Here is a 26,336-nt window from a genome sequence, read left to right as displayed (position 1 = left end):
ATGACGCTAAGAAACAGATTTACCCTTATTTCAAGCCTGTCGTTTGGCATTGTTTCTATCATTACATTTGCAGTGATATATTTTGCGTATTACGACAGTACAAAGATTTCTTACTTTGAAAAGCTGAAAAATACGGCGCTTATTTCTGCGATTTATTATCTTGAAAAAGACGAACTTTCGGTCAACCGTCATGCGCAAATCAAAAAAGAGTATAAAAGTCTGATCCGAAATAGGGAAGTGGCGATTTATGATCAGAATAATAAGGTGACTTTCGGGGAAGATTTTAATGATCCTTATATTAAGCAGAAACATTTGAATGCGGCACGAGCCAACCAATGGGTTCAGTTTATGTCGGAGGATAATTTTTATTACGGAATTTTTTATCCAGATAATCAGGGAGATTTTGTGGTTTTTGTAAAATCTTCAAATGCTTCTTTCCGGTCGCAGATCTTCAGGCTGTCCATCATCATGTTTACGGTGCTTATTTTAGGATTAACCGCCATTTTTATTTTGAGTCGTTATCTTTCAAAAGTGGTTTATAAACCTGTTTCTAATGTGGTGAAACATATTAATAATGTTGATTATAAAAATATTTCCCAGGCGATAACGACTACCAATACAAATGATGAGATTGAAGAACTCATAAAATCTTACAATAAATTATTCGGAAGGATTTCTGAAAATATGCTGTTGCAGCAGAATTTTATCAACTATGTTTCTCACGAGTTTAAAACACCTTTGGCCGCCATTTCAGGTAATCTTGAAGTTTTTGCTCAAAAAGACCGAACGCCCGAGGAATACCGGAAAGTGGTAAAAGAATCCCTGGAAAACGTCTACGAAATTGAAAATATTCTGAATAATCTTTTGCTGATGTCCGGTTTAGCAAAGCTTGAAGAATCGCATAAAACCGTAAGAATCGATGAACTGATCTGGAAAATTTATTCTAAACTTGAACCCAAAGCTAAAGAGCATCAATCTTCCATAACAATAGATTTGCAGGTGATAAAACCTTCATTGCTTGAATATCCGGGAAATGGAACGTTGCTTTTTTTAGCCTTATATAATATTGTAGAGAACGCGATAAAATATTCTTCAAATAATTCTATTGAGATTAATATTTTTGAGCAAACAGACAAGTTGCATATCGAAGTTAAAGATCATGGCAAAGGAATTTCCAAAGAAGATCTTAACAACGTAACCGAAACTTTCTTCCGCGGAAAAAATGTAAATGAAGTAAAAGGAAGTGGGATCGGACTGTCTTTGTCTAAAAGTATTTTTGATCATCATCATATTTCAATGAAAATTGATTCTGAAGTGAATAAAGGGACAACAGTTTGTTTAATTTTTAATGCCTAAAATATTTGGCTGGAAGAGTGAAGCTGGAGGGTGGAAGTTTTTAGTGTCCTTAGAATATTTTTTAATCACCTTTTATTTTATGGTCTGTATTAACCTCCATCTTCCATCACCCATCTTCCAGCTACGCATTCTAATCAAACTCTAATGTTGGGCTAACCGAACTTTAATTCTATTCGAAATTGCCTTTAATCTTACCAAAATAACTTTGTGGTCTTAAATACAAAGACCTTGAAGAAGCATATATTAATTGTACTATACATTCATGTCTTCGGTTTTTTTTCGGCGCAGGTTTCGGATACGATTACCATAAGCAGAAAAGAAGCCGAAGCAGTTTTTCTTGCCAATAACTTAGATCTTATCGCTCAAAAGCTGGAGATTTCACAGGCAGAAGCACGAACAGTTCAGGCTAAATTCTGGCCCAATCCTACATTAAGCATCAGCGAAGTTAATTTGTGGAAAACCTACGATATTGAAGCGCAACCTGCGCTGATCGGAAATTGGGGAAAAAGCTCACAAGTTGCCGTTGAAATTGAGCAGGTAATTCAAACTGCCGGAAAGAGAAGAAAGAATATTGAACTTGCCAAAATTGATGTGGATGGTGAGCAATACGAACTTCAGGAAGTGCTGCGCGAACTTAAGAAAACATTGCGAAATACGGTAACGGAAATTCTTTATAATCAGGAACAGCAAAAAATTTATCAAGGACAAATAGCTTCGATTGAGAAACTCACGAAGTCTTATAATAATCAATTGAGTCTTGGGAATATCAGTAAAGCGGAATATGTAAGATTGAAAGCTCAGGAAATTGAGTTTAAAAAGAAACTCATCTCCCTTCATCAGGAAATTCAGGAGCAACAGGTAGAATTGAAAGCTTTACTGATTCTTCCCGCTAAAAAATATATTGTGATCTCAGATCCTTTTACAATGCCGGAAAAAGATTTGTCGGAATTAGAAGTCGATCAATGGACGGAAAAAGCAAAAGAAAATCGACCTGATATTTTGATGGCAAAAAATCAGGAAAAGTACGCGCAGAAAAATCTTGAATTGCAAAATGCCATGAAAACTCCAGATGTTACCGTTTCGATGAATTACGACCGTGGCGGAAATATTATGAAAGATTTTGTAGGAGTGGGAGTCGCGGTTGATCTTCCGATTTTTGATCGAAATAAAGGAAATATTCAAGAAGCGAAACTTGAAATTGAAAAAACAAAGATCGAGACCCGAAAGAATATGCTGAAATCTGAAAACGAAATTTCTTCTGTGTTTAAAAATTATATCAAAACAAAAGAGATTTCACATGATATCGATGATGCATACGAATCTACACTAGACGGACTTTTAATTAGTCATGAAAAAAACTTCAGACTCAGAAATATCAGCATGCTTGAATATATGGATTTCCTGGATACCTATATCGGCAATAAAATGATCATTCTGGATACGAAAAAAGAACTTAACCAATATTATGAAAACCTGCAGTATGTTGTGGGACAAGATTTATAAAATGAAAAAAAATATAGTATTATACCTTGCAGCAACGTCTTTTATGCTGGTGACATTCACAGGCTGTGCAGATAAAAAGCAGGTGGAGAAAACGGAAAACAAGACCTATTGTATCAGCCCGGATCTTAAAAAAGAAATAAAATTAGCAAAAGTTGAAATTCTGCCCATTCAGGAAAGTATTACGCTAACGGGAGAGGTAGAAAGCAATTCTGATAAAACGGTTCCTTATGTAAGTCTCGTGGATGGTGTAGTTACTGAAACCTATTTTGCACTTGGTGATTTTGTGAAAAAAGGTCAGGTTTTAGCAACGATCAAGTCTTCTTCGTTAAACGAAATGCAAGATGATACCCAAACATTGCAAGCACAATTGGCAGTCGCCAAAAGAAAATTATCTTCAGTAGAAGCAATGTATAAAGATGATATTGCTTCTCAGAAAGATTTGCAGGAAGCCAAAGCCGAGGTACAGATTCTTCAGTCTAATATTTCTAAAACGAAAAAAAACCTGCAGTTGTACTCTGCGGGAGAAAATAATCTTCAGATTAAATCTCCGGCAGACGGATATGTGATCGAAAAAAATATTTCCAACGGAATGCCTGTAACGACTGGAGGTGAACAGTTGTTTAAAATTTCAAATCTTGATAAAGTTTGGGTGATGGCGAATGTATATGCGACCAACATGCGAAATGTCTATGAAAACCAACCTGTAACCGTAAAAACACTCGCTTATCCTGATGAAGTTTTTTCCGGAAAAATAGATTTGATCTCTCAGGTTTTTAATGAAACTGAAAGAGTTTTAAAGGCAAAAATTGTAATGGATAACACCAATATGCACCTGAGACCCGGAATGTCTGCGGATATCGTATTGCCTGTAAATGCTCAGAACAAATCGGCGATGGCAATTCCTCAGAAAGCATTGATTTTTGATAATAATCAAAGTTATGTAGTGGTCTACAAAAAAGATTGTGAACTGGAAATAAGACCTGTAACAGAGATCGCTTCCAACAGCCAATATATTTATGTTGAAGGAAACCTGAAAGCAGGAGAAAATATCATTACTTCAAACGGTCTTCTGATTTATGAAAACCTGAAAAGCCAATCTAAATAAAGAGAATCATGAGAAAATTTGTTCAGAATATTGTTTCTTTCTCTTTAAAAAACTCCCTGATTGTTATTTTTGGGACGCTTCTTTTATTGGCAGGAGGAATCTATTCTTATATTCATACGCCCATCGAGGCATTTCCGGATGTTACCAATACGAGGGTGAGAGTGATTACCCAATGGCCGGGGAGAAGTGCCGAAGAAATAGAAAAATTTGTTACGCTTCCGATCTCGAAAGAAATGAATACCATTCCGAATAAAACTTCGGTGCGGTCTATTTCCCTTTTCGGATTATCGGTGGTTACGGTTATTTTTGATGATCATGTGGATGATTTTTACGCTCAACAATATGCTTCCAACCGACTCGGAAATGTAGAATTGCCCAACGGCGCAGAATTCAGCATTGAACCTCCTTCAGGAGCTACCGGGGAGATCTATCGTTATGTTATTAAAAGTAAATTACCGATTAAAGAAGTCACTTCCATTCAGGATTGGGTGATCGAGCGGGAGCTTCTTGCTGTTCCCGGAGTAGCCGATGTGGTGAGTTTTGGAGGTGAAGAGAAAACGTATGAGATCAAAATTAATCCTACAGAACTTCAGAACTATGATCTTTCACCTCTGGATGTCTATGAAGCGGTTTCGAAAAGCAATATCAATGTAGGCGGAGATGTGGTTTCCAAAGGCGATCAGGCTTATGTTGTCCGTGGAATTGGATTGTTGGAAAGTAAAGAGGATATTGAAAATATTCAGATTGAAGTAAAAGGGTCTACGCCGATTTTGGTAAAGCATGTGGCTGAAGTTAAAGTTTCCGCAAAACCGAGACTCGGACAAGTAGGTTACAATAAGGAAAATGATCTGGTAGAAGGTATTGTCATCATGCTTCGTGGAGAAAACCCGAGTGATGTCATTGGCAGATTAAAAGACCGTATCGCAGAATTAAACGGAGGCGAGCTGCCGGGAGATGTGCAGATTGTTCCGATCATCGACAGAACAGAATTGGTAAACACAACCGTTCATACCGTTTCTAAAAACTTAGTTGAAGGGGTAATTCTGGTTTCCATCATCGTATTTATCTTTTTATACAACTGGAAAACGACTTTTATCGTCGCTTCAGTCATTCCTTTAGCATTCCTTTTTGCTATTATTATGCTTAAAATTCAGGGATTGCCCGCCAATCTTATTTCGATGGGAGCCTTGGATTTCGGGCTGTTGCTGGAAGGAACCCTCGTCATTGTGGAACACGTTTTTGTCGCCCTCGAGCAAAAATCGAAGGAAGTCGGGCTCAAGCGTTTCAATAAAATGTCAAAGCTTGGAATCATCAAGAAAAGTGCAGGCAGCGTGGCAAGCTATATTTTCTTTGCTTTGTTGATTTTGATTGTTGCGTTAATGCCCATTTTCTCATTCCAGAAAGTAGAAGGTAAAATGTTTTCACCATTGGCATTTACGTTAGGATATGCTTTGTTAGGCTCATTAATTCTAAGTTTAACTTATGTTCCGGCGATGTGTAAATTGTTATTAACTAAAAATATTGAAGAGAAAGAAAACTTTATTTCCAGATTTTTCAGAGTTAATATTTACAGAATTTACGAATTCAGCTATCGTCATAAAAAAGGATTTATGGTTGGCTTTGTAGCTTTATTAGCTCTTTGTGCTTGGAGATTTTCAAATTACGGATCTGAGTTTTTGCCTAAATTAAATGAAGGCGCAATCTACGTTCGTGCTACATTACCAAATAGTGTGAATCTTGATGAATCTGTTCGACTAACCAAAGAGATGAAAGGAATTTTAATGAAGTATGATGAAGTGAAATTCGTGATGACACAAACCGGTCGCCCCAATGACGGAACAGATCCCACCGGATTTTTTAATATCGAATTTAATATTCAGCTGAAACCTGAAGACGAATGGAAGAAAAAAATATCAAAAGACGAACTTTTAGAACAGATGAGAGTTTCTCTGGAACGATATCCGGGAATCAACTTTGGATTTAGTCAGCCGATTCAGGATAATGTGGAAGAATATGTGGCGGGGGTAAAAGCCCCTTTGGTGATTAAAATTTTCGGAAATGATTTGTTCGAACTTGAAAAATATGCCAATCAGGTGGCTAATTCCATCAAAACAGTTCAGGGAATTTCGGATGTGAATGTTTTTAAAAATATTGGATTGCCAGAACTGAGAATTCAGCTTCATGATTCTAAAATGGCAAAATACGGAGTGTCGACAGCCGATGCACAGGCGGTTATTGAAATGACGATTGGCGGGCAGGCAGCGACAAAATTCTATGAAGAAGAAAGAATGTTTGATGTCATGTTGAGGTTTGAAAAAGATTATCGTGACACACCCGAAAAAATAGGAAATATTCTGATTCCGACTCAAGATAATAAAAAAGTGCCATTGAAAGAGATCGCAACGATTGATTATCATACAGGCCCTTCATTTATTTACCGAGAAGGAAACAGCCGATATATCGGGGTTGGTTTTAATATTGAAGGTCGAGATCTTGGAAGTACCATTGAAGATGCCAAAGCAAAAGTGGCCAAAGATGTAAATATTCCGAAAAAGCATAAAATGACTTGGGCTGGAGAATTTGAAAGTAAAGAAAGAGCCGGAAAACAGCTTGCAATGGTGGTTCCTATTTCTTTAGTGTTGATTTTGATGTTGCTGTATTTCAATTTCGGAAATATGAAAGATACTTTAATTTCTTCGATTACGCTTGCATTTGCATTTATCGGAGGGTTTATGTCGCTTTGGTTCACAGGTACAATCTTCGGAATTTCAGCAGGAATCGGATTTATCATTCTCTTTGGAGTCGCCACAATCGACGGGATTGTCCTCATTGGCGTTATGAAAGAAAATCTTCAAAATAAAATACCTCTAAAGGCTGCCATTGCGGATGGGGTAAAAAGCAGAATTCGTCCCGTTGTCATGATTGCTTTAATGGGATCGATGGGGTTGTTGCCGGCGGCCATGTCCAACGGAATGGGTTCTGAAATTCAAAAACCATTAGCTATCATGATCGTTGGCGGATTGATCATCTGTATGTTGCTTTCCTTTACGATTTTACCGGCTGTGTTTTACTACGCGTACCGAAAAAAGTATAAAGAAACGGCATAATGTATTGCAAATAATATCTTACTATATTATTCTTTCAACGGGTTTTTACCCACAAAAGTGAGCCATTTGGCTCACTTTATTTTTTTGAATTCAGAGTCTATTTGTATTTGATAGTAGAAATTTTTAGTTGGTTTTCTCTTCATTTTTCTTAATTAAAATAAACTTTGTTTATTCTTTTTTAACATTAAGAATTTAAGTTAATGAAGGGAAATTTAATTAAGAAATCAATGTATTGATTTTTATTAAGTTTTTTAAGCAAAGAATTTTAGCATCTTAATTTCTTAATGTTTAGAAAATGTAAAATTTAAATATTCTCTTAAGGAATTAAAATAGGCTCTGGAAATGGTTCCAAAACGGTAGGTTGACAGAAAACTGTGTATATGATGCAGGTTCCGCCCATGCACATATAACCTGTCATCGATGACGATCCGTCGGGGCACATGATAAGAGCTTCTCCGTAACGGCTGCATTCTCTATCTGAATAACATTCTAAAGCAGGATATAAAGTTCCTCCGAATACGTTTTTAAGGTCTTTTCTTGAAAGATTTTTTAATTGACTGTTTTTCATGGTTTAGTTTTTTGTTGTATATAAATATACAATTATTTATAATAATGAATGTAACGTGGGATCAGTTACAAAACTTGGGGAGTAAGCAAAAATTTTGTATCCATAAAGTTTGTCATCCCCGTAGGGATCTAAGCAAAGTATTAGAAAACAAGACTCAAACAATTCTTTATTTTCTCTTTAACGCTATCGATCGCTAAAGCTTTGCATCTCATTTTAAATATTTTCGGTCGCAATGGCGTTCTACTCAGCAAATGATAGCAATATTTAATTGGCTTAACTATAAAAATTCAAAGCCTTAAACTTTGAACACAAAGCTCACAAAGTTTTCTGATTATGATATGTTTTAAGTTTCACAAAGCCGTTCCACTTATAAAAGACAATAAAAAGTTAATATATTTTCTCCCCAAGTTTTGAAATTGAGCCGTAATGTGCTAAAGGGTCAAAATAAAAAAAGACTGCCTTTGAAAGACAGTTTGTATATGTTGAGGTTTAGTAGATATTTTAATTAACGACTACGGGCTAGCCCTGGTTGAGCGGTATGTTTGAGCTCTTTTCGGGTTTCGGCTCGGCGGCGAAGCCGCCGAGCCGAAACCCGAAAAAGCGAGTAGCGAAAGCAGGAAAAGGCTTCAAATCAATTTGAGTTTATGGATTTTCCTGCGAAATCTCTTTATGATGTTCCAAATACAGAGGTAAAGCCGCCGAACCATACCACGGAAAAATTTCATAACTGAAAACTCCGGCTTGTACAGCAGGATCTGTTTTTACCCACTGTTCCGCTTCTTCTTTAGATTTGGTATTGAAAATAAACATACCGCGATAATTTTCTTTATTCTTTTCCAGAAAAGGTCCCGCGACAATTATTTTTCCTTCATCTGCCAATTTTCCGATATTTCCCAAATGACCTTTCATGAGTTCGCTCATTTTGGTTTTATCTTCAATTTTTGTGGCTCCGGTTGTCAGCATTACGATGGTGTACGCTTTCATGCCGTATTTGTCTGCGCCTAGTTTTGTGGCTAATTCCTGATTAAATTCAGTCTTTTTATTTTGCCCCTTTAATGGAATTGATAAAAATGAAATCAATAAAACGAAAGCAAAGAGGGAAGTTGTCTTTTTCATAATGTATGTGTTTAATTGTTTTTTTTTAATCTTTTATTGCTAAAAATTCTTTGGCAAGTTCAATCATTTTAGGATCTCCGGTATATTTTCCGTGTTCATCGGATAATTTTACGGTTGGAATCCATTCTTTGTTGGGAGCTTGAACGCCAATTAATTTCATCACGATATTCATTGGTTTTAAACCTACGTCATTGGTTAAATTAGTTCCGATTCCGAAAGAAACGCCAATTTTTCCTTTACAATAATTCGTAATTTCTTCTACTTTTTCAAGATTTAAAGCATCCGAGAAAATAATATATTTAAACAAAGGATTGATACCGTGTTTTTCATAATGAGCAATTGTTTTATCAGCAAATTCCAAAGGATCTCCGCTGTCGTGACGAACGCCATCGAAAAGTTTAGCAAATTTTTTATCAAACTGACGGAAGAAAACATCGGTTGTATATGTGTCTGAAAGCGCAACACCCAAGTCACCTCTGTAAACATCTACCCAATGTTCCAGCGCCAATTCGTTTGCCATTTTGAAACCATATTCCGCGGCATGAAACATAAACCATTCGTGAGCGTGAGTTCCGATAGGTTTTACGCCATATTTCATCGCAAAATGTACGTTGGAACTTCCGATAAATGTATTCTTTTTATTTTGAGTTAAAGCTTCCATTACCAAGTTCTGAACTTTGTAAGAATGTCTTCTTCTGGTTCCGAATTCTGCGAAGTTGACGCCCAATTTGGTTAAAGATTCTGCTTTTTCAAGCGTTTTGTTCATTACTACTTCATTAGAATCTCTTTCCATGTGTTTCATTTCATAATGAAGCTCACTGATTAGTGCCAACAAAGGAACTTCCCAAAGAATAGTTCGATACCAAAGCCCTTCTACAGTTACAGAAAGTTCAGTTCCTTCCTGGTGAATTTTCACTTCAGACGGGTCGTAATGATAGCCTTCCAGAAAATCAAGATAAGGAAGGTCGATATAAGGGCAGGTTCTTGCCATGAATTTTTTTTCATCCTTGGTAAGCTTCAGTTCGGCCATTTTATTAACAGCTTCTCTTAAAGCCGAATCAAAACCTTCCGGAAACTGATGTTTTCCTCTGTTGATGAATTCATATTTTACTATAGAGCTCGGAAATAATTTCACCACCGCATTCTGCATTGTGATTTTATAGAAATCATTGTCTAAGATGGAGTTTAATCGTACGTCGTGCATAATTGTGTAATTTATACGCAAATTTAATAATTAAAAATAAAATCACCTAAATGTAAGGTGATTTTTTTAATATTTTCTGATAAATTTTTTATAGTTATTTTCCAAGATAAGAGTTGTACATCCAAACTTCTTTTTCCTGCTCGGTGATATAGTCGCTCATTTGGGAGTTTGTACCTTCGTCTCCGGCAGCATCGGTAATGTCTAAAAGTTCTCTCTGAAGATCAATCACTACTTTAAAAGAATTTAAAATAATTTCTACGCTTTTATTTCCGTCGCTTACTTCTTTACTCTCCTGAATAGTTGCCACTTTCAGATAATCTGAATAATTATGTGCTGGAGTTGCTCCCAATGTCAAAATTCTTTCAGCAATTTCATCAATTTTTAACACTAAACTGTTGTAAAGCTCTTCAAATTTAGGGTGTAAAGTGAAAAATTGTTCACCTTTGATATTCCAGTGAGAGCCTCTCGTGTTTTGATAGAAAACAGAATAGTTGGCCAATAAAATGTTCAGTTTTTCTGCAATGTTTTTACAATCGGCTTCTTTTAGCCCGATAATGCTTGCGTTTTTCATAAGTCTATTATTTAATTATGCCTTATTGGAAGGAAATATCATGCCGAACTTTCCCCTAACCAATAGATGATAACTATGGCAGGATTTTTTAAATAAATTTGAATAAGTTTGCTTAATATTGCGGTTTAAAAGACTAAATACTATGATGAAATATAAGATTGCGGCTATCATAATAGTAATTACCTATTTTGTTCACACTTTTTTTCTTCCAACTGGCGGAATAGGAGCCGACAGCTTGTCTTATTTCGGAATTGCATCTGATTTGCCTAAAATAAAAACCAATCTTTTTCCTTTAGGTTATCCTTTGTTACTGGAAATCGGTCATTTTTTTACGAAGGATTATTTCTGGTCGTCAAAGATTTTAAACTTACTTTTAACATCAACGATTTTATTATTTTCCTATTTTAAAAAATATTATTTTAGGGAAACGGTTTTACTCTTTATGGGTAAAACATTCTTTTTTGTATTCGCAGGAACGCTTTCTGAGGGTACTTTTATTTTCTTTCTGTATTTTATGATTTACTTTTTGCATCAGGTTTTCATGAAAAAAAATATGGTGAGAAATGCGGTTTTTGCATCAATTGCGCTCACTTGTTTATTTACCGTAAGGTATTCTGGTGTTTATATTTATTTGTCAGCGTTGGTTTTTGGTGTTTTTGTTTTTAATAAAATTAAAAATAAAGAATATTTTAAACCTTACTTATTTTTTGTAATTCTCTCAGGAATAGGAGTCGGAGGATATTTGCTGTTTAACTTTCTGAATTTAGGAAACTTTACAGGAGAAAATTTAAGAGGAAAACCAATCTGGATATCCTATATATATACGGTGAGAGATATTTTTGGTTTAGCCAACGCCGTAGATCCTTATATAGGAATAAAGCCTGCATCCAACAGTCTTGCGAGTATGGCTTTTCAGTTTTTTGTTTTTGTGATTGATATTTTATTGTTCAGATATTTACTTACTTATTACCGAAAAGCAAAAGGAACACAGTTATATTACTTTCATCAATTGTTATGGATAACGGCAGCTGTTTATGGTGTGTCACTTCTTCTTTCAGGATACTTTCAGCAAATTGAAGAAATGGGAGTGAGGTTGCAGGCTGCTGCGAATGTTTGTCTATTCTTTTCATTTCTGATTCTTTATTTTCAAAATCAAAAATCAGATAAATGGATTTGGCGTATAGGATGTTTCTTTTTTGTGTTTTTGGTGGCGTATAGTTTAAAAAGTCCGTCTAATTATTTGAAGAATAAGCATCAGATTCAGCCTCAAATGGAAAAGTTTAAGGATAAAGTATATATCTATAATGATCAGAAGGAGATAAAGAATGTTACGAAATATCATATTCCGATTATTAATAAATCTTTCACTTACGAACATACAAATAATCAGAAGGGAGAAATAAAACAATCGCTTGCAGGAACTTTTTATCCTCAGATAAAATGGGTGAAATATGATACGGTAAGGGATAAAAGTAAAGTTTTGTACACTTCTTGGCTTATTTTAGATTAATTATAATATTGAATTTTAATAAATGATGAAAAGTTTTCTGGTTTCTATTTTTATTTTCTTCGGAATTTGCTTGTTGTATTTTTTTGTGGCGATTTCTAAAACAGATGGTAATTTCACTTATGTTCTAGATGATGCTTACATTCATTTGGCAATTGCGAAGAATTTTGCTTTACATGGTATTTGGGGAATGACTCAATATGCATTTTCTTCCACTTCATCATCACCGATATTCACTTATTTGATCAGTATTTGCATTAAATTATTTGGAAATTCAGCTCTCATACCGATTTTCATTAATATTTTATTGATGATAAGTGTGATTTACTTTTTAACGAAATATTATTCCCGATTTTCAGATAAAGTCAGATTTATAAGTATCTCTGTATTAGCTACTGTATTTGCTTCTGTTTTACATTTGCAAATGTTCTCCGGAATGGAGCATATTTTACAAATTCTATTGGTTGTCATTAATATTTACTTTTTTACCAATTGGATTTCAAGTGATTTTAAAAATACAAATTCACTCTTTTATTTTTATGGAACGATTCTATTGCTAGGTTTGGTAAGGTTTGAAATGATGTTTTACTTCGTTTCTTTAGCCTTTTTCCTTTTCTTTCTTAAGAAATTTAAAGAATCAATCTTGATTTTACTATTCGGTTTTGTTCCGATTTTAATTTTTGGATATTTTAATAATCTTCATACTGGACATTTTTTTCCGAATTCTGTGGTTGTAAAAGGTGCACACGTCGATTTTGGAGAAGACTTTTTTTGTCAGATAAAAGATATTATGCTAACAGCACTTTTCAACAGAAGTTTTTATAAAAGATGTTTATTGCCGCTGCTTTTGCTTTGTTTTGTGATCTTTAGCGATTATAAAAAACGAACTTCTTTACAAGATTTTTATAAAAAGAATTTTTTCCTGTTCGTTTGGGCGATTACGATGCTGCTTCATAGTGTTTTTGCAGATTTGAAAAGTATTCTAAGATACGAAGCTTATCTTATTGTAGCTTTTGCCATGCTTATTATTCCTAGGCTTAGAGAGTATTTTATCTATTTTAAATTTGAACTTAAAAAAAATCTTATTCTGAATATTTTATTGTTTGCCAACATTGTATTACTGATTTCAAAAATGGGATTCGCCAATAGAATTTTAGTTTATGGGCCTAAAAATATTTATGAACAGCAGGTTCAGTCTGCCAAATTTCTTCATACCTATTATAATGATTCTAAAATTGTTGCGAATGATATTGGGGCGATTTCTTATTTTACGAATATTCATTTGTTTGATATTGCCGGTTTAGGTTCTCAGGAAATGATTAAATTCAACGAAAAAGTAAAAAATTCTGATGAAGAATACGGAAAGTATATTGGCGATTTTTCAAAAAAGAACAATTTCAAGATAGCGATTGTATATGAAGAGTGGCTTCGTGGCTTTGTTCCTAAAGATTGGCAAAAAGTAGCTGTTTTATCTGTTGCTAATAATGACATTGTTTCTCAAACACGCGTTACTATTTTCTGTATTGATTCTAAACTGAAAGAATCTCTTCAAAATAACATCAAAACATTCCACTGGAATAAAAATGTAAAGGTTCATATTTTTGAATGATACTGTGCCTTACCGTATTATATTATTGTTAATTGAATTTTAATAAACAAGATTATTTATACTCAACTGCTTGTAGATTAAAAAATTATTACTATTTTTGCACCCTAAAATAAAAAGCAATTAAATGCCTACTATTCAACAATTAGTAAGAAAAGGAAGAGCCACGCTTGCCAAGAAGAGCAAATCGGCTGCCCTTGATTCTTGTCCACAAAGACGTGGTGTATGTACGAGAGTATATACTACTACACCTAAGAAACCTAACTCTGCACTTAGAAAAGTAGCAAGGGTAAGACTTTCTAACGGTAAAGAAGTTAACGCCTATATCCCGGGCGAAGGACATAATCTTCAAGAGCACTCGATAGTATTGGTTAGAGGCGGAAGGGTGAAAGACCTACCGGGAGTACGTTACCACATCGTAAGAGGTGCATTAGACACTGCAGGTGTAAATGGAAGAACTCAGAGAAGATCTAAGTACGGTGCTAAGAGACCTAAACCAGGACAAGCTGCTGCAGCGCCTGCAAAAGGAAAGAAAAAATAATCATTAAATAAGGTACAGAAGCAATGAGAAAGACGAAAGCGAAAAAAAGACCGTTGTTACCAGATCCAAAATTTAATGATCAATTGGTAACGAGATTCGTAAACAACTTAATGCTAGACGGTAAAAAGTCTATCGCATTCAAAATTTTCTATGATGCATTAGATATCGTAGAAACTAAAAAAGGAGAAACTGAGAAAACAGCCCTTGAAATCTGGAAAGATGCATTAACAAACGTTATGCCTCACGTAGAAGTACGTTCTAGAAGAGTAGGTGGAGCTAACTTCCAGATTCCTATGCCAATCAGAGCTGATAGAAAAATTTCTATGGCAATGAAATGGTTAATTAGCTACTCTAAAAAGAGAAATGATAAGTCTATGGCTTTGAAATTAGCTAATGAAGTAGTAGCTGCTTCTAGAGAAGAAGGTGCTGCTTTCAAAAAGAAAACAGATACTCACAAAATGGCGGAAGCTAACAAAGCGTTTTCACACTTTAAATTCTAATCTGAAATGGGTAGAGATCTTAAATTTACAAGAAATATTGGTATTGCTGCTCACATTGATGCAGGTAAAACTACCACTACAGAAAGAATTTTATTCTATACAGGTGTAAACCACAAAATTGGAGAAGTTCACGATGGTGCTTCTACAATGGACTGGATGGAGCAGGAAGCAGAAAGAGGTATTACTATTACTTCTGCTGCAACTACTTGTTCTTGGAACTTTCCAACAGATCAGGGAAAAGCTTTGCCAGAAACTAAACCTTACCACTTCAACATCATCGATACACCGGGACACGTTGACTTCACAGTAGAAGTAAACAGATCTCTTAGAGTATTAGATGGATTGGTATTCTTATTCTCTGCAGTAGATGGTGTAGAGCCTCAGTCTGAAACAAACTGGAGACTTGCTGACAACTACAAAGTTGCTAGAATGGGATTCGTAAACAAAATGGACAGACAAGGTGCTGACTTCCTTAACGTGGTAAACCAGGTTAAAGACATGTTAGGATCAAACGCAGTTCCAATCGTTTTACCAATCGGTGCTGAAGAAGATTTCAAAGGTGTTGTAGACTTAATTAAAAACAGAGCGATCATCTGGGATGAAGCTGGACAAGGTGCTACTTTCGAAGTAGTTCCAATTCCGGAAGACATGAAGGATGAAGTTCTAGAATATAGAGAGAAATTAGTAGAAGCTGTGGCTGACTACGATGAGACTTTGATGGAGAAATTCTTCGAAGATCCAGATTCAATCTCTGAAGACGAAATCAACGAAGCTCTTAGAAAAGCTACTATCGATTTATCTATTATCCCAATGACTTGTGGTTCTTCATTCAAGAACAAAGGAGTACAGTTTATGTTGGATGCGGTATGTAAATATTTGCCTTCTCCATTGGATAAAGATGATATCAAAGGTACTGACCCAAGAACTGACGCTGAAATCACAAGAAAACCATCTGTAGATGAGCCTTTCTCTGCATTAGCATTTAAGATCGCTACTGACCCATTCGTGGGAAGACTAGCATTCTTCAGAGCATACTCTGGAAGACTAGATGCAGGTTCTTATATCTTGAACACTCGTTCAGGAGATAAAGAAAGAATCTCTAGAATCTATCAGATGCACGCTAACAAGCAAAACCCAGTAGAATATATTGAAGCTGGAGATATTGGTGCTGCTGTAGGTTTCAAATCTATCAAAACTGGTGATACGATGTGTGATGAGAAAAACCCGATCATTCTTGAATCTATGGTTTTCCCTGATCCGGTAATTGGTATCGCTGTTGAGCCTAAAACTAAAGCTGACCAGGATAAAATGGGTAACGCTCTAGCTAAATTGGCTGAAGAAGATCCTACGTTTACTGTAAGAACTGACGAGGCTTCTGGACAAACGATCATCTCTGGTATGGGTGAGCTTCACTTAGATATCATTGTAGACCGTATGAAAAGAGAGTTCAAGGTTGAAGTAAACCAAGGACAACCTCAGGTAGAATACAAAGAAAACTTAACAAAAGTTGCTCAACACAGAGAGGTTTACAAAAAACAATCTGGTGGTAAAGGTAAATTTGCTGATATTGTATTTGAACTAGGACCTGCAGACGAAGGTAAAGTTGGTTTAGAATTCATCAATGAGATCAAAGGTGGTAACGTTCCTAGAGAATTTGTTCCTGCCATTGAAAAAGGATTTAAAGCTGCAATGAAGAACGGTCCTTTGGCTGGTTTCGAAGTTGAAGGTATTAAAGTTACTCTTAAAGATGGATCTTTCCACGCGGTGGATTCTGATGCTCTTTCTTTCGAAATGGCTGCAAAATTAGGATTCAAAGAAGCGGGACGTGCTGCTAAGCCGGTAATTATGGAGCCTATTATGAAACTGGAAGTTGTAACTCCGGAAGAATATATGGGTAACATCATTGGTGACCTTAACAAGAGAAGAGGTACGATCAGTGGTCAGGAAGAAAAGAACGGTGCTGTTGTAATCAAAGGTTCAGTTCCACTTTCTGAAATGTTTGGATATGTTACAACTCTAAGAACACTTTCATCAGGAAGAGCTACTTCTTCTATGGAATTAGAGAAGTATCAAGCTACTCCTCAAAACGTTGCTGAAGATATTATCGCTAAAGCAAAAGGTTAATTTTTTAAAGTACAAGAAATGTCACAAAGAATCAGAATAAAACTAAAATCTTACGATTACAACTTGGTAGACAAGTCTGCTGAGAAAATCGTAAAAACGGTAAAGGCTACTGGTGCTGTTGTAAACGGTCCAATTCCATTGCCAACGAACAAGAGAATCTTCACAGTGTTGAGATCTCCTCACGTAAACAAGAAAGCAAGAGAGCAGTTCCAATTATCAGCTCACAAGAGACTAATGGATATCTACTCTTCTTCTTCTAAAACTGTTGATGCTCTAATGAAATTAGAACTTCCTTCAGGAGTTGACGTAGAAATTAAAGTGTGATAATTGCATACTTTGCAATGATTATAATAAAATCCGTTCCTTTCGAGGAGCGGATTTTTATTTTTGCTTGAAACGATTATTTTCAAATCAATAATTAGTATTAATGATAATTGATATTTTTATTTAATTTTTAAATTTAAAATCATTTTTCAAGATGTATTGAATTGATTTTTAACCTTTTTATAGTTCATTAAAATGTAATTAAATTTGATTTTACTCAATCCGTTTTCTTCAAAACTGTATTTACATTTGTGTTGTTAAAAAAATATATACTTAATAGTTTAACGCAAATGATAACAGAAAAAAAATTCTTTTTAGTGCTGAAAAATTCAGCGGCTAGAGTAGGGAAAGTAGGCATTGTTCTTATCTCTGCTCAATTGTTGTTAATGGCTTGTAGTAAAGAAGATGATGAAAACCACATCTTGGCTTCTTATCCATCAGATCTCATCAGTACGCCCATCGTCACTTCAGATTTCTCTTCTGCGGTTGCAGAATCTCAAACTCCCATCGACATTATTACTTCAAACCTGATTCCATTTAAAAGCAACGACCCGAATATTCACTATGGGGCAGTCACTTTAAATTCAGTAGCGAATAATGAAGGTGAAAACCTAAGAGTAAATGTTGCAGGGGCAGACAGTTTCAACAATTATATTACAGTCGGCGGAAAGCAATATAATCTGGTTAATTTCCATTTTCATTACAGCAGTGAGCATACCATTAACGGAGCTTACAGTAAGATGGAAATTCATTTTGTAAATCGATCGCTAGATAATTCTTATGCGGTTTTAGGTGTTTTGGTAGATTCAGGAAACGGAAATCCGGGACTTCAGGATTTATTCAATCAGTCACCAACGACACCAAACGCGATTAATTCTCCCAATACAACGCTTGATTTATCTACTTTGTTTCCATCAAATATCAAAGAATATTACACATATAGCGGCTCATTAACCACTCCGAATTTTGGAGCTAATTCTTCAGCTACGGACGGGGGACCAGTAACTTGGTTTGTATTTAAAGATAAGCAGCAGGTTTCGGATGCTGAGTTTTCAACTTATAAATCTGTTTATACCGAGCCAAATTTCAGAACAACTCGTCCGCTGAATGGTCGGAAAGTATATGTGAAGGTAAATGATTAGCCTTGATGACAAGATAAAGCAAAGAATCGAAACCATAAGATTTCGACTCTTTGTTTTTATTGTTGATTTATATTACTTACATACTCTCCCTCCACAAAGCCTCCATTAACATACCTAGATGTGTCGTTCGTGTGCCATGCATAAACCCCAGAAATCATGATACCAAGATCTTTTACATAATTGGCTACCAAATCATGGAAACCTTCAAAAGGAGGAAGATGTTTTTGAAGAATTAAAAATTCATGTAAATATTCATCATGTAATTTAATAGCTTCCATATAAGCATCCTTCATTGGAATATTCTTCTCATTCTGAATAACTTTTACAAGATTCATAGTGTCTTCTTCACGATGGAGTTCTTTTGGTAAAGATATGATATCATTATGTATTCCGATCATAAGTCCACAAAGGGTATAAATTCGCTTTAGGTGAGGATGTTCAAAAATATAATCCGGAATTTCTCGGTAATCTTTTTGCAAAGCAGCATAGTCACAATAGGGTAAAACACCGCTAGTTGCCTCGCGAATGAGTAAGTAAACTGCTAAGGGAGGCACGGTGTTGCTTCTGTAATAAATTTTTTCCTCAGAATATCCTTCAAAGACATAGCGAATAGATCTCACAAATCGGTCATAAATATTTTTCGGAATATTAATTTTTAGTGCATCTTGGCGAAGCACCCAATATAAATGAAAAATACCATTTTCCTCAGGCTCATCCCGAAGTTCCCCATTAAGAATAGAAATAATACGTTGCGTAATATCATACATTTCCCTACGTGAGCATTTGTCAAAATAATCATCCATCATTGCGCCGTTAGCAGTATAGTTAGATAATGGTCTTAGTTCCTCAATACTTTTTAAGAACGGGCACCCTCGTGCAGCAATATCTGTAAGATGATGCTTTTTATGTTTTTCACGGGCTTCTTTACTATGAATAGCATATTCTGTATCAATCCATTGGTAGTATTCCTGCCGTTGCTGCTCAAATTGAGGGTGAATATAATCAGGAAAAGGATATTTTGGCTTAGGTAAATCTTCAAAACCCAAATAAAACTCCTTGTTTGTAATTGTTTTCATTTAAATTTGTTTTTATGATTAAAGTTATCTTAAAATTAAATTAAAAAAAAATGAAATTTCTTATATTTTTAGTATTTATTTAATCATTTAAAATGGAAAAATGAATATGTATCTTTGTTTTCAAGTTATTATTATGAAAAAAATTTTACTTCTGTTCTTATTTATCGGTTTGATTTTTAATGCTCAGACCAAACGTTTTATGTATGAATTAGAATTCAAAAGAGATTCTACTGAAGCGAGATACGATAAAGTACATTTTGTGTTGGATGTGAATCCGAAGGACGTGAAATTTTATGAATACAATTATTTGATATCAGATTCCATCAATAAGGCTAAAGGAAATTATGACCATCGATTTGGAGGTGATTTTATTAGTGTTAAACGCTCAAAAGATTCATATAATAATCAAAATTATGAGTTGATAGGTTCTGATATGTACACTTTTCCCACAGAAGATAAAATGACTTGGAAACTAACCAATGAAACTCAAAAATTAGGGCAATATACTTTACAGAAAGCCACGACAAAATTTGGCGGAAGAGAATGGACGGCTTGGTTTAATAAAGACATTACTATTCCGGAAGGGCCTTATAAATTCCGCGGTCTTCCCGGACTGATTTTCTTTCTGGAAGATTCAAAATCAAATTATCTTTTTTCTTTAGTTAAAAATAAAAACTTAAAAAATACCTACGATACTTTTGGGTTTATAGAAACTTTTTATGGTAGTAAACCGTTGGAAGTATCAGATGCGGTAAGGCTGAAAAAAAAGATGGATATTTATAATGATCCGCTGCATGATATGAGAAATGGTTTTAAAGAAAATGCGGGTGAAGAAATATTTGTAATGAATGTAAAAGTTACTAACAAAGAACAATTCAATGAACTGAATAAAAAAGTTCAGCAAATGATGAAGAAGTTTAATAACCCGATTGAACGAAATAAAGCATTGAAATATTAAATCGCTAATTCCACTTCAACTCTGCTTCTTCGGCGGAGTTTTTGCTTGATTTTTCACAAAATAATACAAAATGGCAAACACAAGTATGAGTGTCTTTGAAAAATTTTCTAATTGGGCAACTAAATTTACAGGAAGCAGCTATGCGTTTATTGGCGCGACAATAATTGTGATTGCCTGGGCAGTTTCTGGACCTATTTTTAATTACTCGGAGACTTGGCAATTGGTAATCAATACGGGAACGACAATTATTACCTTTTTGATGGTTTTTCTTATTCAGAAATCTCAAAATAAGGATTCTAAAGCCATTCAAATCAAACTCAACGAATTGATTGCCGCCAACGAAAAAGCGAGTAACAGAATCGTTGATATTGAAGAATTAACAGAAAAAGAACTAGACCAACTTCATTGTTATTACGAAAAGCTGGCGAGTTTTGCCAAAGAAGATGCTGATATTCATACTTCGCATTCCATAGATGCTGCCCATAGAAACCAAGATTATAAGCATGAGTTTTTTAAAAAGAAACATGAAGAGTGGCTGCAAAAAAAGCAGCAGAAGAATGTGAATTAAATTATCAGGCAAAAAAAATATATGAGCCATTCAAAAGTCTATACAATGATTTTTGAATGGCTTTTTATTTTACGTCAAGTTCTGTCGTTTGCGTCAATTATTTTTGCATTAAGGTGTTAATTCAGTGTTAACTTCCTTTAATAAATCTTTTTCTTGTGAAGTAAAAAGATTATTTTTGCAACTCTTAAAAATTGGTAACAATAAAACTTAAATAAACACGAGTATGAAAAAAATCTACGCGGGTGCATTTTTCTTATGCACGGTCTTGGGCGTTTCAGCTCAGGAGGTTGTCTGGCAAAAAGACATCAAATCTTCGACACAGGATTTTCTAAGCCAAGTCACAACAACTATCGACGGGCAATACTTAATTTCAGGAAGCAGCATTCAAGCTGCTACCTCCAAACTATCATCTGCTACTTCAAACAACGGCTATGATTTTCATTTGGTAAAACTCAATCAGCAAGGTGAGGAAGTCTGGGAAAAGTATTTTTCGGGAAACAATCATGATTTTTTATCGGCAACGGTTGCCACACAAGAAGGTGGGTTTTTAATCTCTGGAACTACTTATTCCACAAAGGGTTTGGACAAAAAGGAGGATTCTAAAGGCGGATCTGATATTTGGCTGATTCGCTTGAATGAATTTGGGGATGAGTTGTGGCAGAAAACCATTGGTTCGGCTTCGGATGAAGAATCCAGAGCGGTGATTCAGACCACAGATCTTGGATTTGTCGTGGCTGGAAATATTCAAAATTCAGCAAAAGGATATGGATCTAAAGATGTTTTAATTATCAAGTTAGACAAGAACGGAGCCATAGCCTCTCAAATTATATTGGGCGGAAAAGGTTTGGATGAAGTAGAAAAAATGATTCCTACGAAAGACGGCGGAGCTTTGTTAGGAGTTTATTCCAGAAGTAATGTAGGAGGATCAAAGAAAGTAGAAAATTTTGGTGAAGGTGATTATTGGATTGTTAAACTCAATAAAGATGGAAAAGTTGAATGGGAAAAGAACTTTGGTGGAAAAGGTGACGATCATTTAAGAACGCTTTCTTTAACATCAAGTGGTTACCTAATCGGAGGTGAAAGTCGTTCGGAAAGATCAGGAAATAAAACCGTTGGTTTGGAAGAGGGAACAGATATCTGGCTGATTTCTTTGAACGAAAGAGGTGAAGAAATTTGGCAAAAATCTTACAATTTCAAAAACAGAGATGTACTCATGGGAATGAGCACTATTAATTCTTCAGATGATAAGTCTAAAGGGATTCTGTTAGGCGGCTATACTCAGGCAGAAGGCAGGATTGAAGCTGATGATGAAACATTTTGGATGTTATACTTGAATCAGGATGGAAACGAGCAGTGGAGAAAGCATGTAAAAGGCGAATCCAGAAAACGTGAAGAAAGACTTTCGGATATAAAACTAAACCGAGATGGCTCGATTATTTTGGCTGGAACAAGCGCGGAAGAGCTTGGAAAAGAGAACTGGAAAATCGTAAAACTGGGTGATAAGCAAATTGATCAATTGATTGAAAAACAAAATATTAAAATCTATCCTAATCCAGTTTCAGATTATGTGTATGTGGAAATTGGATATGATTTCAAAGATGCTGAAATTAATCTTTATGACATGTCTGGAAGACAGTTGCAAAACCTGAAAACTAAGAATAAAGTGACTAAGATTAATACACAGGCTTTGATTCAAGGAGCATATTTGGTGACCATAAAAACGAAGGAGAATAAAACCGCGAATGCAAAATTGATTAAGAAATAAAACTAATACAATGAAAAAAATTAAAGTAAAGATATTATTAATAATCTCTTTATTATCTCTAAATGTATACTATTCGCAAGATTTAATGGAAAAGCAGATACAGAATGTTGCATCTCCAGAAGTAGCTAGTTTAATGCGATATAGTGATTTTTCAGATTTAGACTACATTGGAAAAACAAATGTATCAATACCTATTTATAACATAAAATTTGGCAAACTAAACATTCCAATTGGGCTCTCTTATAATACAAAAGGAAATAAGGTTGCTGATATTGCAACATCAGTAGGGTTAGGATGGAACTTGAATGCTGGTGGAAATTTAACTGTAAAAGTAAATGACCAAAATGATTTTACTGAAAGTTATTCTTATTATTCTGAGGGGGGATTTGAAGCTGAAATGTCATTCGCTTGGCATAGGCAATCGAAAGGATATTTAACTACTGAAGATCCAACTCAGTTATCAAATTCAAACATTTCTGGACAACAATTATGTATAAATCCCAGAATTTCAGTAAGTGATGATAGATTTATTGATGCAGCTCCTGATTTCTATTATTTAAATGCCCCTGGATTAGAAGATAAATTTTATTTATCAAGAATTGATGCAACTCATTTTAAGGCTAATTTTTTTAACCTAACAAAAACTAAATTAAATAATGCTTTTAATTTCATCATCAAACCTACCTGCGGAGGATATGAAAGTACTTACTGGGGTAATTCAGGAAAAGCAACAGTCTTTTATCAACCTGATAAATTTGAATTTAAAGCTGAAAATGGTTATATATATACATTTAATGATTTTGAAAATTCTATAATAAGAGAATATCCGGAAACTTTCATTAGCCATTATGACATACAGGTAAATAATTGGTATTTAACAAAAATTAAGGATCCTATTTCTGGTAGAGAAATCAATTTTGAATACGAAGGCTACGTAAACGATTATGAACATCCAGCTCTTAGAACTAGTGGTTATCTAAATTTTGGAAATTACAATGTCACACAAAATTATACTGTTGGGAATGCATTATCAATTTACGAACCACCTCCATTGATACACAATAGATTAACAACTTCTACATTAAAACCCAAGCGAATTAAGCGAATCTTAACAGATGAGGAAACTGTTAATTTTAATTATTCGTTTACTAGACAAGATTACCCAGGTAATGGTTTGAGTAGTATAAATGTAATGAACAAAAATAATCTAGTAATAAAAGAGGTTGCCTTTAATTATTCTTACTTTAATTCATCGAATTGCACTTCTGGAGATTATGAATGTAAAAGACTTAAATTAGATAATATTAATGATTCTACACTTGGTACGTATAATTTTTATTATACATCTGATAATTTCCCTTCAAGAACCTCTTCTAAAGTTGATTTTTTAGGATATTTTAATGACAATAGTTCAAACATTATTTTCTCAAAAGATAATTATCAGCCTTATAATGGGAATTATTATCAATCTTCAAGTATATATTTTTATCCTGACTTAGAAAAAGATAACTTGTTTCCTTTTCGACTAACGAATAAAGCTTCATATGCAACAACTAATGGAATAGATAGAACCCCTTCTATAAAATCTAAGCTAGGGGTATTACAAAAGTTAGTTTATCCTACTGGTGGGTCTTTAGAATTAAATTATGAAAATGACGATTTCATTTATGAAGATCAAAAATATATTTTAGGAAGCATAAGAGTTGGCGGAATGAAGCTTTATGACTCTCAGAACGTTTTGAGTAAAGAAATCAAATATAAGTACATCAATGAAAATAATAAATCTTCAGGACAGATTAATTTTATTACCACACCTGTAAATTCATTAAGAACCGAAATTGCTTCGGGTATTGGTTTTAATACTGGAGCGATTATAGGATATTCAAGAATTATTGAAGAAACTATAGGTAAAGGATCCGTAGAAAAAAAATATACTAATTTTAATGATTATCCTGATAAGTTTATGCAACCTGTTGAGAATATAGATCAAGGAGTTAAAAATATGATTAAATTTTTTAAATTTCCACAATCTTATATACAATCATTTGATGGAAGAAGAGGGAAATTATTGTCAGTCAATTATTATAAAGAAGGAAGCAGTTCACCTATCAAAAAAGAATTATATACTTACGATTATCAAGTTAAAGATTCTATTAAAGTTCAAAAAGTATCAACCGGATATGATTATGCAGGTAATCCCTCAGGTGGTTTTACTGCCTCCAATTATTTATTACATTATTTCAATAATTTAAAGACTACTTCTACGGAAGATATTTTTGCCAATGGAAGTGTAAAAGAAGAAAATTCGTACAATTATGATGATGCGAGGCTGATATATAAGAAAACAGCTTCTGGGGATGATATTACCGAAGAATATTATAGAAATGCGAAAGATAAAAGTATTCAAAAACTGATTGATGCCAATATATTAGATAAAGCGGTTGAAATTGAGAAAAAGCTTAATGGTAAAACATTAGCTAAGCAAGAGGTTAAGTATGAAAATTCCACAAATCTTCTTCCAAGCTCTGAGTTATCTTATGACTTGAAAACTAGCCTAATGACCACAGATATTACCTATGATAGATACGATAATAAAGGTAATCTTCTGCAATATAGATCAAAAGACAATATGCCAGTTACTATCATTTGGGGCTATAGGCAGAGTAAGCCAATAGCTAAAATTGAAGGAGCGAATTATTCGCAAATTATGCAGGCATTTGGTTTGAATGCAAATGATAATAACGCTTATCTTAATCTAGATATTGTAAAAAAATCTGATCAACATTTTGATTCTACTACGGAAGCTGAATTGCTTTCTAAATTAAAAGATTTTGGTAGCAAATCAGAGTTAAAAGATTTTAATATTTCAACCTATACTCATGCTCCTTTAGTTGGTGTTAAAAGTATGACCTCTCCTTCTGGATTAAGAGATAACTATTCATATGATTCTGCTAATAGATTAGAAAAAATTACTAATAATGAAGATAAAATAGTAAAGGAATATAAGTATAACTATGCCCCTACAAGCTATTATAGTTCGGAGAAAAGTCAAGTATTTACTAGAAATAACTGTGGGCCTGGAACATTGCCTGAACCAATAACATATATAATTCCTATAGGTAAATATTCTTCAACAATAAGCCAAGCAGATGCTGATCAAAAAGCACAAAATGATATAAATGCAAACGGACAAGCGTATGCAAATACTAATGGAGTTTGTAAACCTTATAGCTGTTCGATTGATCCTGCATATAATGTTTCAATTTATTATTCATCATTTCAAGAAACGGCGGCTAATCATATAAAAGGAATTCTGAGTTTACCTGTTTCAAGTTCTACAAACTGGTCTGGAACATTTATAGGTACATTAGGAAGTTTATGTACACCTAATTCTTATAAGAATATCAGCGTCTATTCAGGAGATGGCTCTGGAACAATATCTATAGCTCCCAATGGAGGAGTTACTGTATGGATCAGTGCAAATAGTAATAGTAGTTCAGTCACCTTTTATTTTGAATACGATAAGTAAACTAAAAATCATGAAAAAAATAATTATCCCCATCGGAGCTTTACTTTTATCGAGTTTAGTTTATGGACAAAATGCTCCAAGTCCAACAGAAAACTATGTTCAATCAAAAACCTATTTAGAGCCTGTTACCACATCAAGTTCGGATGCACGACAGATTAATACCGTA

At 34.4% G+C, this 26,336-nt stretch carries 20 protein-coding genes; 15 read left to right on the top strand and 5 right to left on the bottom strand.

Features of this window, described 5'->3' with window-relative positions; genetic code table 11:
• The 4 genes from OXQ85_RS15035 to OXQ85_RS15020 all read left to right on the top strand — a co-directional run bounded on the left by OXQ85_RS15035 (position 1) and on the right by OXQ85_RS15020 (position 7,071).
• On the top strand, positions 1 to 1,356 hold the full coding sequence (locus OXQ85_RS15035) for a HAMP domain-containing sensor histidine kinase (protein WP_267405501.1): 1,356 nt from the start codon (positions 1 to 3) through the stop codon (positions 1,354 to 1,356).
• Positions 1,357 to 1,584: 228 nt separating this feature from the next.
• Positions 1,585 to 2,859 (top strand): TolC family protein, encoded by a 1,275-nt coding sequence (locus tag OXQ85_RS15030; RefSeq protein WP_267405500.1) that lies wholly within the window; start codon positions 1,585 to 1,587, stop codon positions 2,857 to 2,859.
• Position 2,860: 1 nt separating this feature from the next.
• The gene (locus OXQ85_RS15025) at positions 2,861 to 3,964 is read left to right on the top strand and encodes an efflux RND transporter periplasmic adaptor subunit (protein WP_267405498.1); all 1,104 of its coding nucleotides are present in this window, start codon (positions 2,861 to 2,863) and stop codon (positions 3,962 to 3,964) included.
• A gap of 8 nt (positions 3,965 to 3,972) precedes the next feature.
• Positions 3,973 to 7,071, top strand: a complete 3,099-nt coding sequence (locus OXQ85_RS15020) for a CusA/CzcA family heavy metal efflux RND transporter (RefSeq protein ID WP_267405497.1) — start codon at positions 3,973 to 3,975, stop codon at positions 7,069 to 7,071.
• A gap of 316 nt (positions 7,072 to 7,387) precedes the next feature.
• On the opposite strand, the gene OXQ85_RS15015 is transcribed toward OXQ85_RS15020, so the two are convergent.
• The 4 genes from OXQ85_RS15015 to OXQ85_RS15000 form a co-directional block, all read right to left on the bottom strand.
• On the bottom strand, positions 7,388 to 7,639 hold the full coding sequence (locus OXQ85_RS15015) for a hypothetical protein (protein WP_267405496.1): 252 nt from the start codon (positions 7,637 to 7,639) through the stop codon (positions 7,388 to 7,390).
• A 642-nt stretch (positions 7,640 to 8,281) separates the two neighbouring features.
• Positions 8,282 to 8,755: a YciI family protein gene (locus OXQ85_RS15010; protein ID WP_267405495.1), complete on the bottom strand. Its 474-nt coding sequence runs from the start codon at positions 8,753 to 8,755 to the stop codon at positions 8,282 to 8,284.
• A gap of 25 nt (positions 8,756 to 8,780) precedes the next feature.
• Positions 8,781 to 9,959, bottom strand: a complete 1,179-nt coding sequence (pncB, locus tag OXQ85_RS15005) for a nicotinate phosphoribosyltransferase (RefSeq protein WP_267405494.1) — start codon at positions 9,957 to 9,959, stop codon at positions 8,781 to 8,783.
• Between the two features lie 94 nt (positions 9,960 to 10,053).
• On the bottom strand, positions 10,054 to 10,530 hold the full coding sequence (locus tag OXQ85_RS15000) for a Dps family protein (protein WP_267405493.1): 477 nt from the start codon (positions 10,528 to 10,530) through the stop codon (positions 10,054 to 10,056).
• Between the two features lie 142 nt (positions 10,531 to 10,672).
• Here OXQ85_RS15000 and OXQ85_RS14995 point away from each other — a divergent pair, with 142 nt between their 5' ends.
• From OXQ85_RS14995 to OXQ85_RS14965, 7 genes are all read left to right on the top strand, one after another.
• On the top strand, positions 10,673 to 12,040 hold the full coding sequence (locus OXQ85_RS14995) for a hypothetical protein (protein ID WP_267405492.1): 1,368 nt from the start codon (positions 10,673 to 10,675) through the stop codon (positions 12,038 to 12,040).
• Between the two features lie 22 nt (positions 12,041 to 12,062).
• The gene (locus OXQ85_RS14990) at positions 12,063 to 13,646 is read left to right on the top strand and encodes a hypothetical protein (RefSeq protein ID WP_267405491.1); all 1,584 of its coding nucleotides are present in this window, start codon (positions 12,063 to 12,065) and stop codon (positions 13,644 to 13,646) included.
• A gap of 124 nt (positions 13,647 to 13,770) precedes the next feature.
• On the top strand, positions 13,771 to 14,184 hold the full coding sequence (gene rpsL, locus OXQ85_RS14985) for a 30S ribosomal protein S12 (protein ID WP_002983146.1): 414 nt from the start codon (positions 13,771 to 13,773) through the stop codon (positions 14,182 to 14,184).
• A gap of 23 nt (positions 14,185 to 14,207) precedes the next feature.
• Positions 14,208 to 14,684 (top strand): 30S ribosomal protein S7, encoded by a 477-nt coding sequence (gene rpsG, locus OXQ85_RS14980; protein ID WP_027371737.1) that lies wholly within the window; start codon positions 14,208 to 14,210, stop codon positions 14,682 to 14,684.
• A gap of 6 nt (positions 14,685 to 14,690) precedes the next feature.
• Positions 14,691 to 16,808 carry an elongation factor G gene (fusA, locus tag OXQ85_RS14975; RefSeq protein ID WP_267405490.1) on the top strand — a complete coding sequence of 706 codons (2,118 nt, stop codon included), beginning with the start codon at positions 14,691 to 14,693 and terminating at the stop codon, positions 16,806 to 16,808.
• Between the two features lie 18 nt (positions 16,809 to 16,826).
• A complete protein-coding gene (gene rpsJ / locus OXQ85_RS14970) occupies positions 16,827 to 17,132 on the top strand; it encodes a 30S ribosomal protein S10 (RefSeq protein ID WP_002661363.1) in 306 nt (101 codons plus the stop codon).
• A gap of 290 nt (positions 17,133 to 17,422) precedes the next feature.
• A complete protein-coding gene (locus OXQ85_RS14965) occupies positions 17,423 to 18,274 on the top strand; it encodes a carbonic anhydrase family protein (protein WP_267405489.1) in 852 nt (283 codons plus the stop codon).
• Between the two features lie 56 nt (positions 18,275 to 18,330).
• On the opposite strand, the gene OXQ85_RS14960 is transcribed toward OXQ85_RS14965, so the two are convergent.
• Positions 18,331 to 19,350, bottom strand: a complete 1,020-nt coding sequence (locus tag OXQ85_RS14960; RefSeq protein WP_267405488.1) for a terpene synthase — start codon at positions 19,348 to 19,350, stop codon at positions 18,331 to 18,333.
• Positions 19,351 to 19,483: 133 nt separating this feature from the next.
• On the opposite strand from OXQ85_RS14960, the gene OXQ85_RS14955 reads away from it, so the two are divergent.
• From OXQ85_RS14955 to OXQ85_RS14940, 4 genes are all read left to right on the top strand, one after another.
• Entirely contained in the window at positions 19,484 to 20,308 is an 825-nt protein-coding gene (locus tag OXQ85_RS14955) for a GLPGLI family protein (protein WP_267405487.1), read from the top strand.
• A gap of 70 nt (positions 20,309 to 20,378) precedes the next feature.
• Positions 20,379 to 20,876, top strand: a complete 498-nt coding sequence (locus OXQ85_RS14950; RefSeq protein ID WP_267405486.1) for a low affinity iron permease family protein — start codon at positions 20,379 to 20,381, stop codon at positions 20,874 to 20,876.
• Positions 20,877 to 21,099: 223 nt separating this feature from the next.
• On the top strand, positions 21,100 to 22,641 hold the full coding sequence (locus OXQ85_RS14945; protein WP_267405485.1) for a T9SS type A sorting domain-containing protein: 1,542 nt from the start codon (positions 21,100 to 21,102) through the stop codon (positions 22,639 to 22,641).
• A 10-nt stretch (positions 22,642 to 22,651) separates the two neighbouring features.
• On the top strand, positions 22,652 to 26,170 hold the full coding sequence (locus OXQ85_RS14940; protein ID WP_267405484.1) for a DUF5977 domain-containing protein: 3,519 nt from the start codon (positions 22,652 to 22,654) through the stop codon (positions 26,168 to 26,170).
• Positions 26,171 to 26,336: the final 166 nt, after the last annotated feature.

This window comes from Chryseobacterium sp. GM_Chr_2 (genome assembly GCF_026540445.1).
Taxonomy (GTDB): Bacteria; Bacteroidota; Bacteroidia; order Flavobacteriales; family Weeksellaceae; genus Chryseobacterium.
This window is presented reverse-complemented; position numbering and strand designations above follow the sequence as displayed.

Coding starts and splice junctions, on each gene's coding strand:
- OXQ85_RS15035 (WP_267405501.1), top strand. CDS start 1: ATGACGCTAAGAAACAGATTTACCCTTATTTCAAGCCTGTCGTTTGGC.
- OXQ85_RS15025 (WP_267405498.1), top strand. CDS start 2,861: ATGAAAAAAAATATAGTATTATACCTTGCAGCAACGTCTTTTATGCTG.
- OXQ85_RS15020 (WP_267405497.1), top strand. CDS start 3,973: ATGAGAAAATTTGTTCAGAATATTGTTTCTTTCTCTTTAAAAAACTCC.
- OXQ85_RS15015 (WP_267405496.1), bottom strand. CDS start 7,639: ATGAAAAACAGTCAATTAAAAAATCTTTCAAGAAAAGACCTTAAAAAC.
- OXQ85_RS15010 (WP_267405495.1), bottom strand. CDS start 8,755: ATGAAAAAGACAACTTCCCTCTTTGCTTTCGTTTTATTGATTTCATTT.
- pncB (WP_267405494.1), bottom strand. CDS start 9,959: ATGCACGACGTACGATTAAACTCCATCTTAGACAATGATTTCTATAAA.
- OXQ85_RS15000 (WP_267405493.1), bottom strand. CDS start 10,530: ATGAAAAACGCAAGCATTATCGGGCTAAAAGAAGCCGATTGTAAAAAC.
- OXQ85_RS14995 (WP_267405492.1), top strand. CDS start 10,673: ATGATGAAATATAAGATTGCGGCTATCATAATAGTAATTACCTATTTT.
- OXQ85_RS14990 (WP_267405491.1), top strand. CDS start 12,063: ATGATGAAAAGTTTTCTGGTTTCTATTTTTATTTTCTTCGGAATTTGC.
- rpsL (WP_002983146.1), top strand. CDS start 13,771: ATGCCTACTATTCAACAATTAGTAAGAAAAGGAAGAGCCACGCTTGCC.
- rpsG (WP_027371737.1), top strand. CDS start 14,208: ATGAGAAAGACGAAAGCGAAAAAAAGACCGTTGTTACCAGATCCAAAA.
- fusA (WP_267405490.1), top strand. CDS start 14,691: ATGGGTAGAGATCTTAAATTTACAAGAAATATTGGTATTGCTGCTCAC.
- rpsJ (WP_002661363.1), top strand. CDS start 16,827: ATGTCACAAAGAATCAGAATAAAACTAAAATCTTACGATTACAACTTG.
- OXQ85_RS14965 (WP_267405489.1), top strand. CDS start 17,423: ATGATAACAGAAAAAAAATTCTTTTTAGTGCTGAAAAATTCAGCGGCT.
- OXQ85_RS14960 (WP_267405488.1), bottom strand. CDS start 19,350: ATGAAAACAATTACAAACAAGGAGTTTTATTTGGGTTTTGAAGATTTA.
- OXQ85_RS14955 (WP_267405487.1), top strand. CDS start 19,484: ATGAAAAAAATTTTACTTCTGTTCTTATTTATCGGTTTGATTTTTAAT.
- OXQ85_RS14950 (WP_267405486.1), top strand. CDS start 20,379: ATGGCAAACACAAGTATGAGTGTCTTTGAAAAATTTTCTAATTGGGCA.
- OXQ85_RS14945 (WP_267405485.1), top strand. CDS start 21,100: ATGAAAAAAATCTACGCGGGTGCATTTTTCTTATGCACGGTCTTGGGC.
- OXQ85_RS14940 (WP_267405484.1), top strand. CDS start 22,652: ATGAAAAAAATTAAAGTAAAGATATTATTAATAATCTCTTTATTATCT.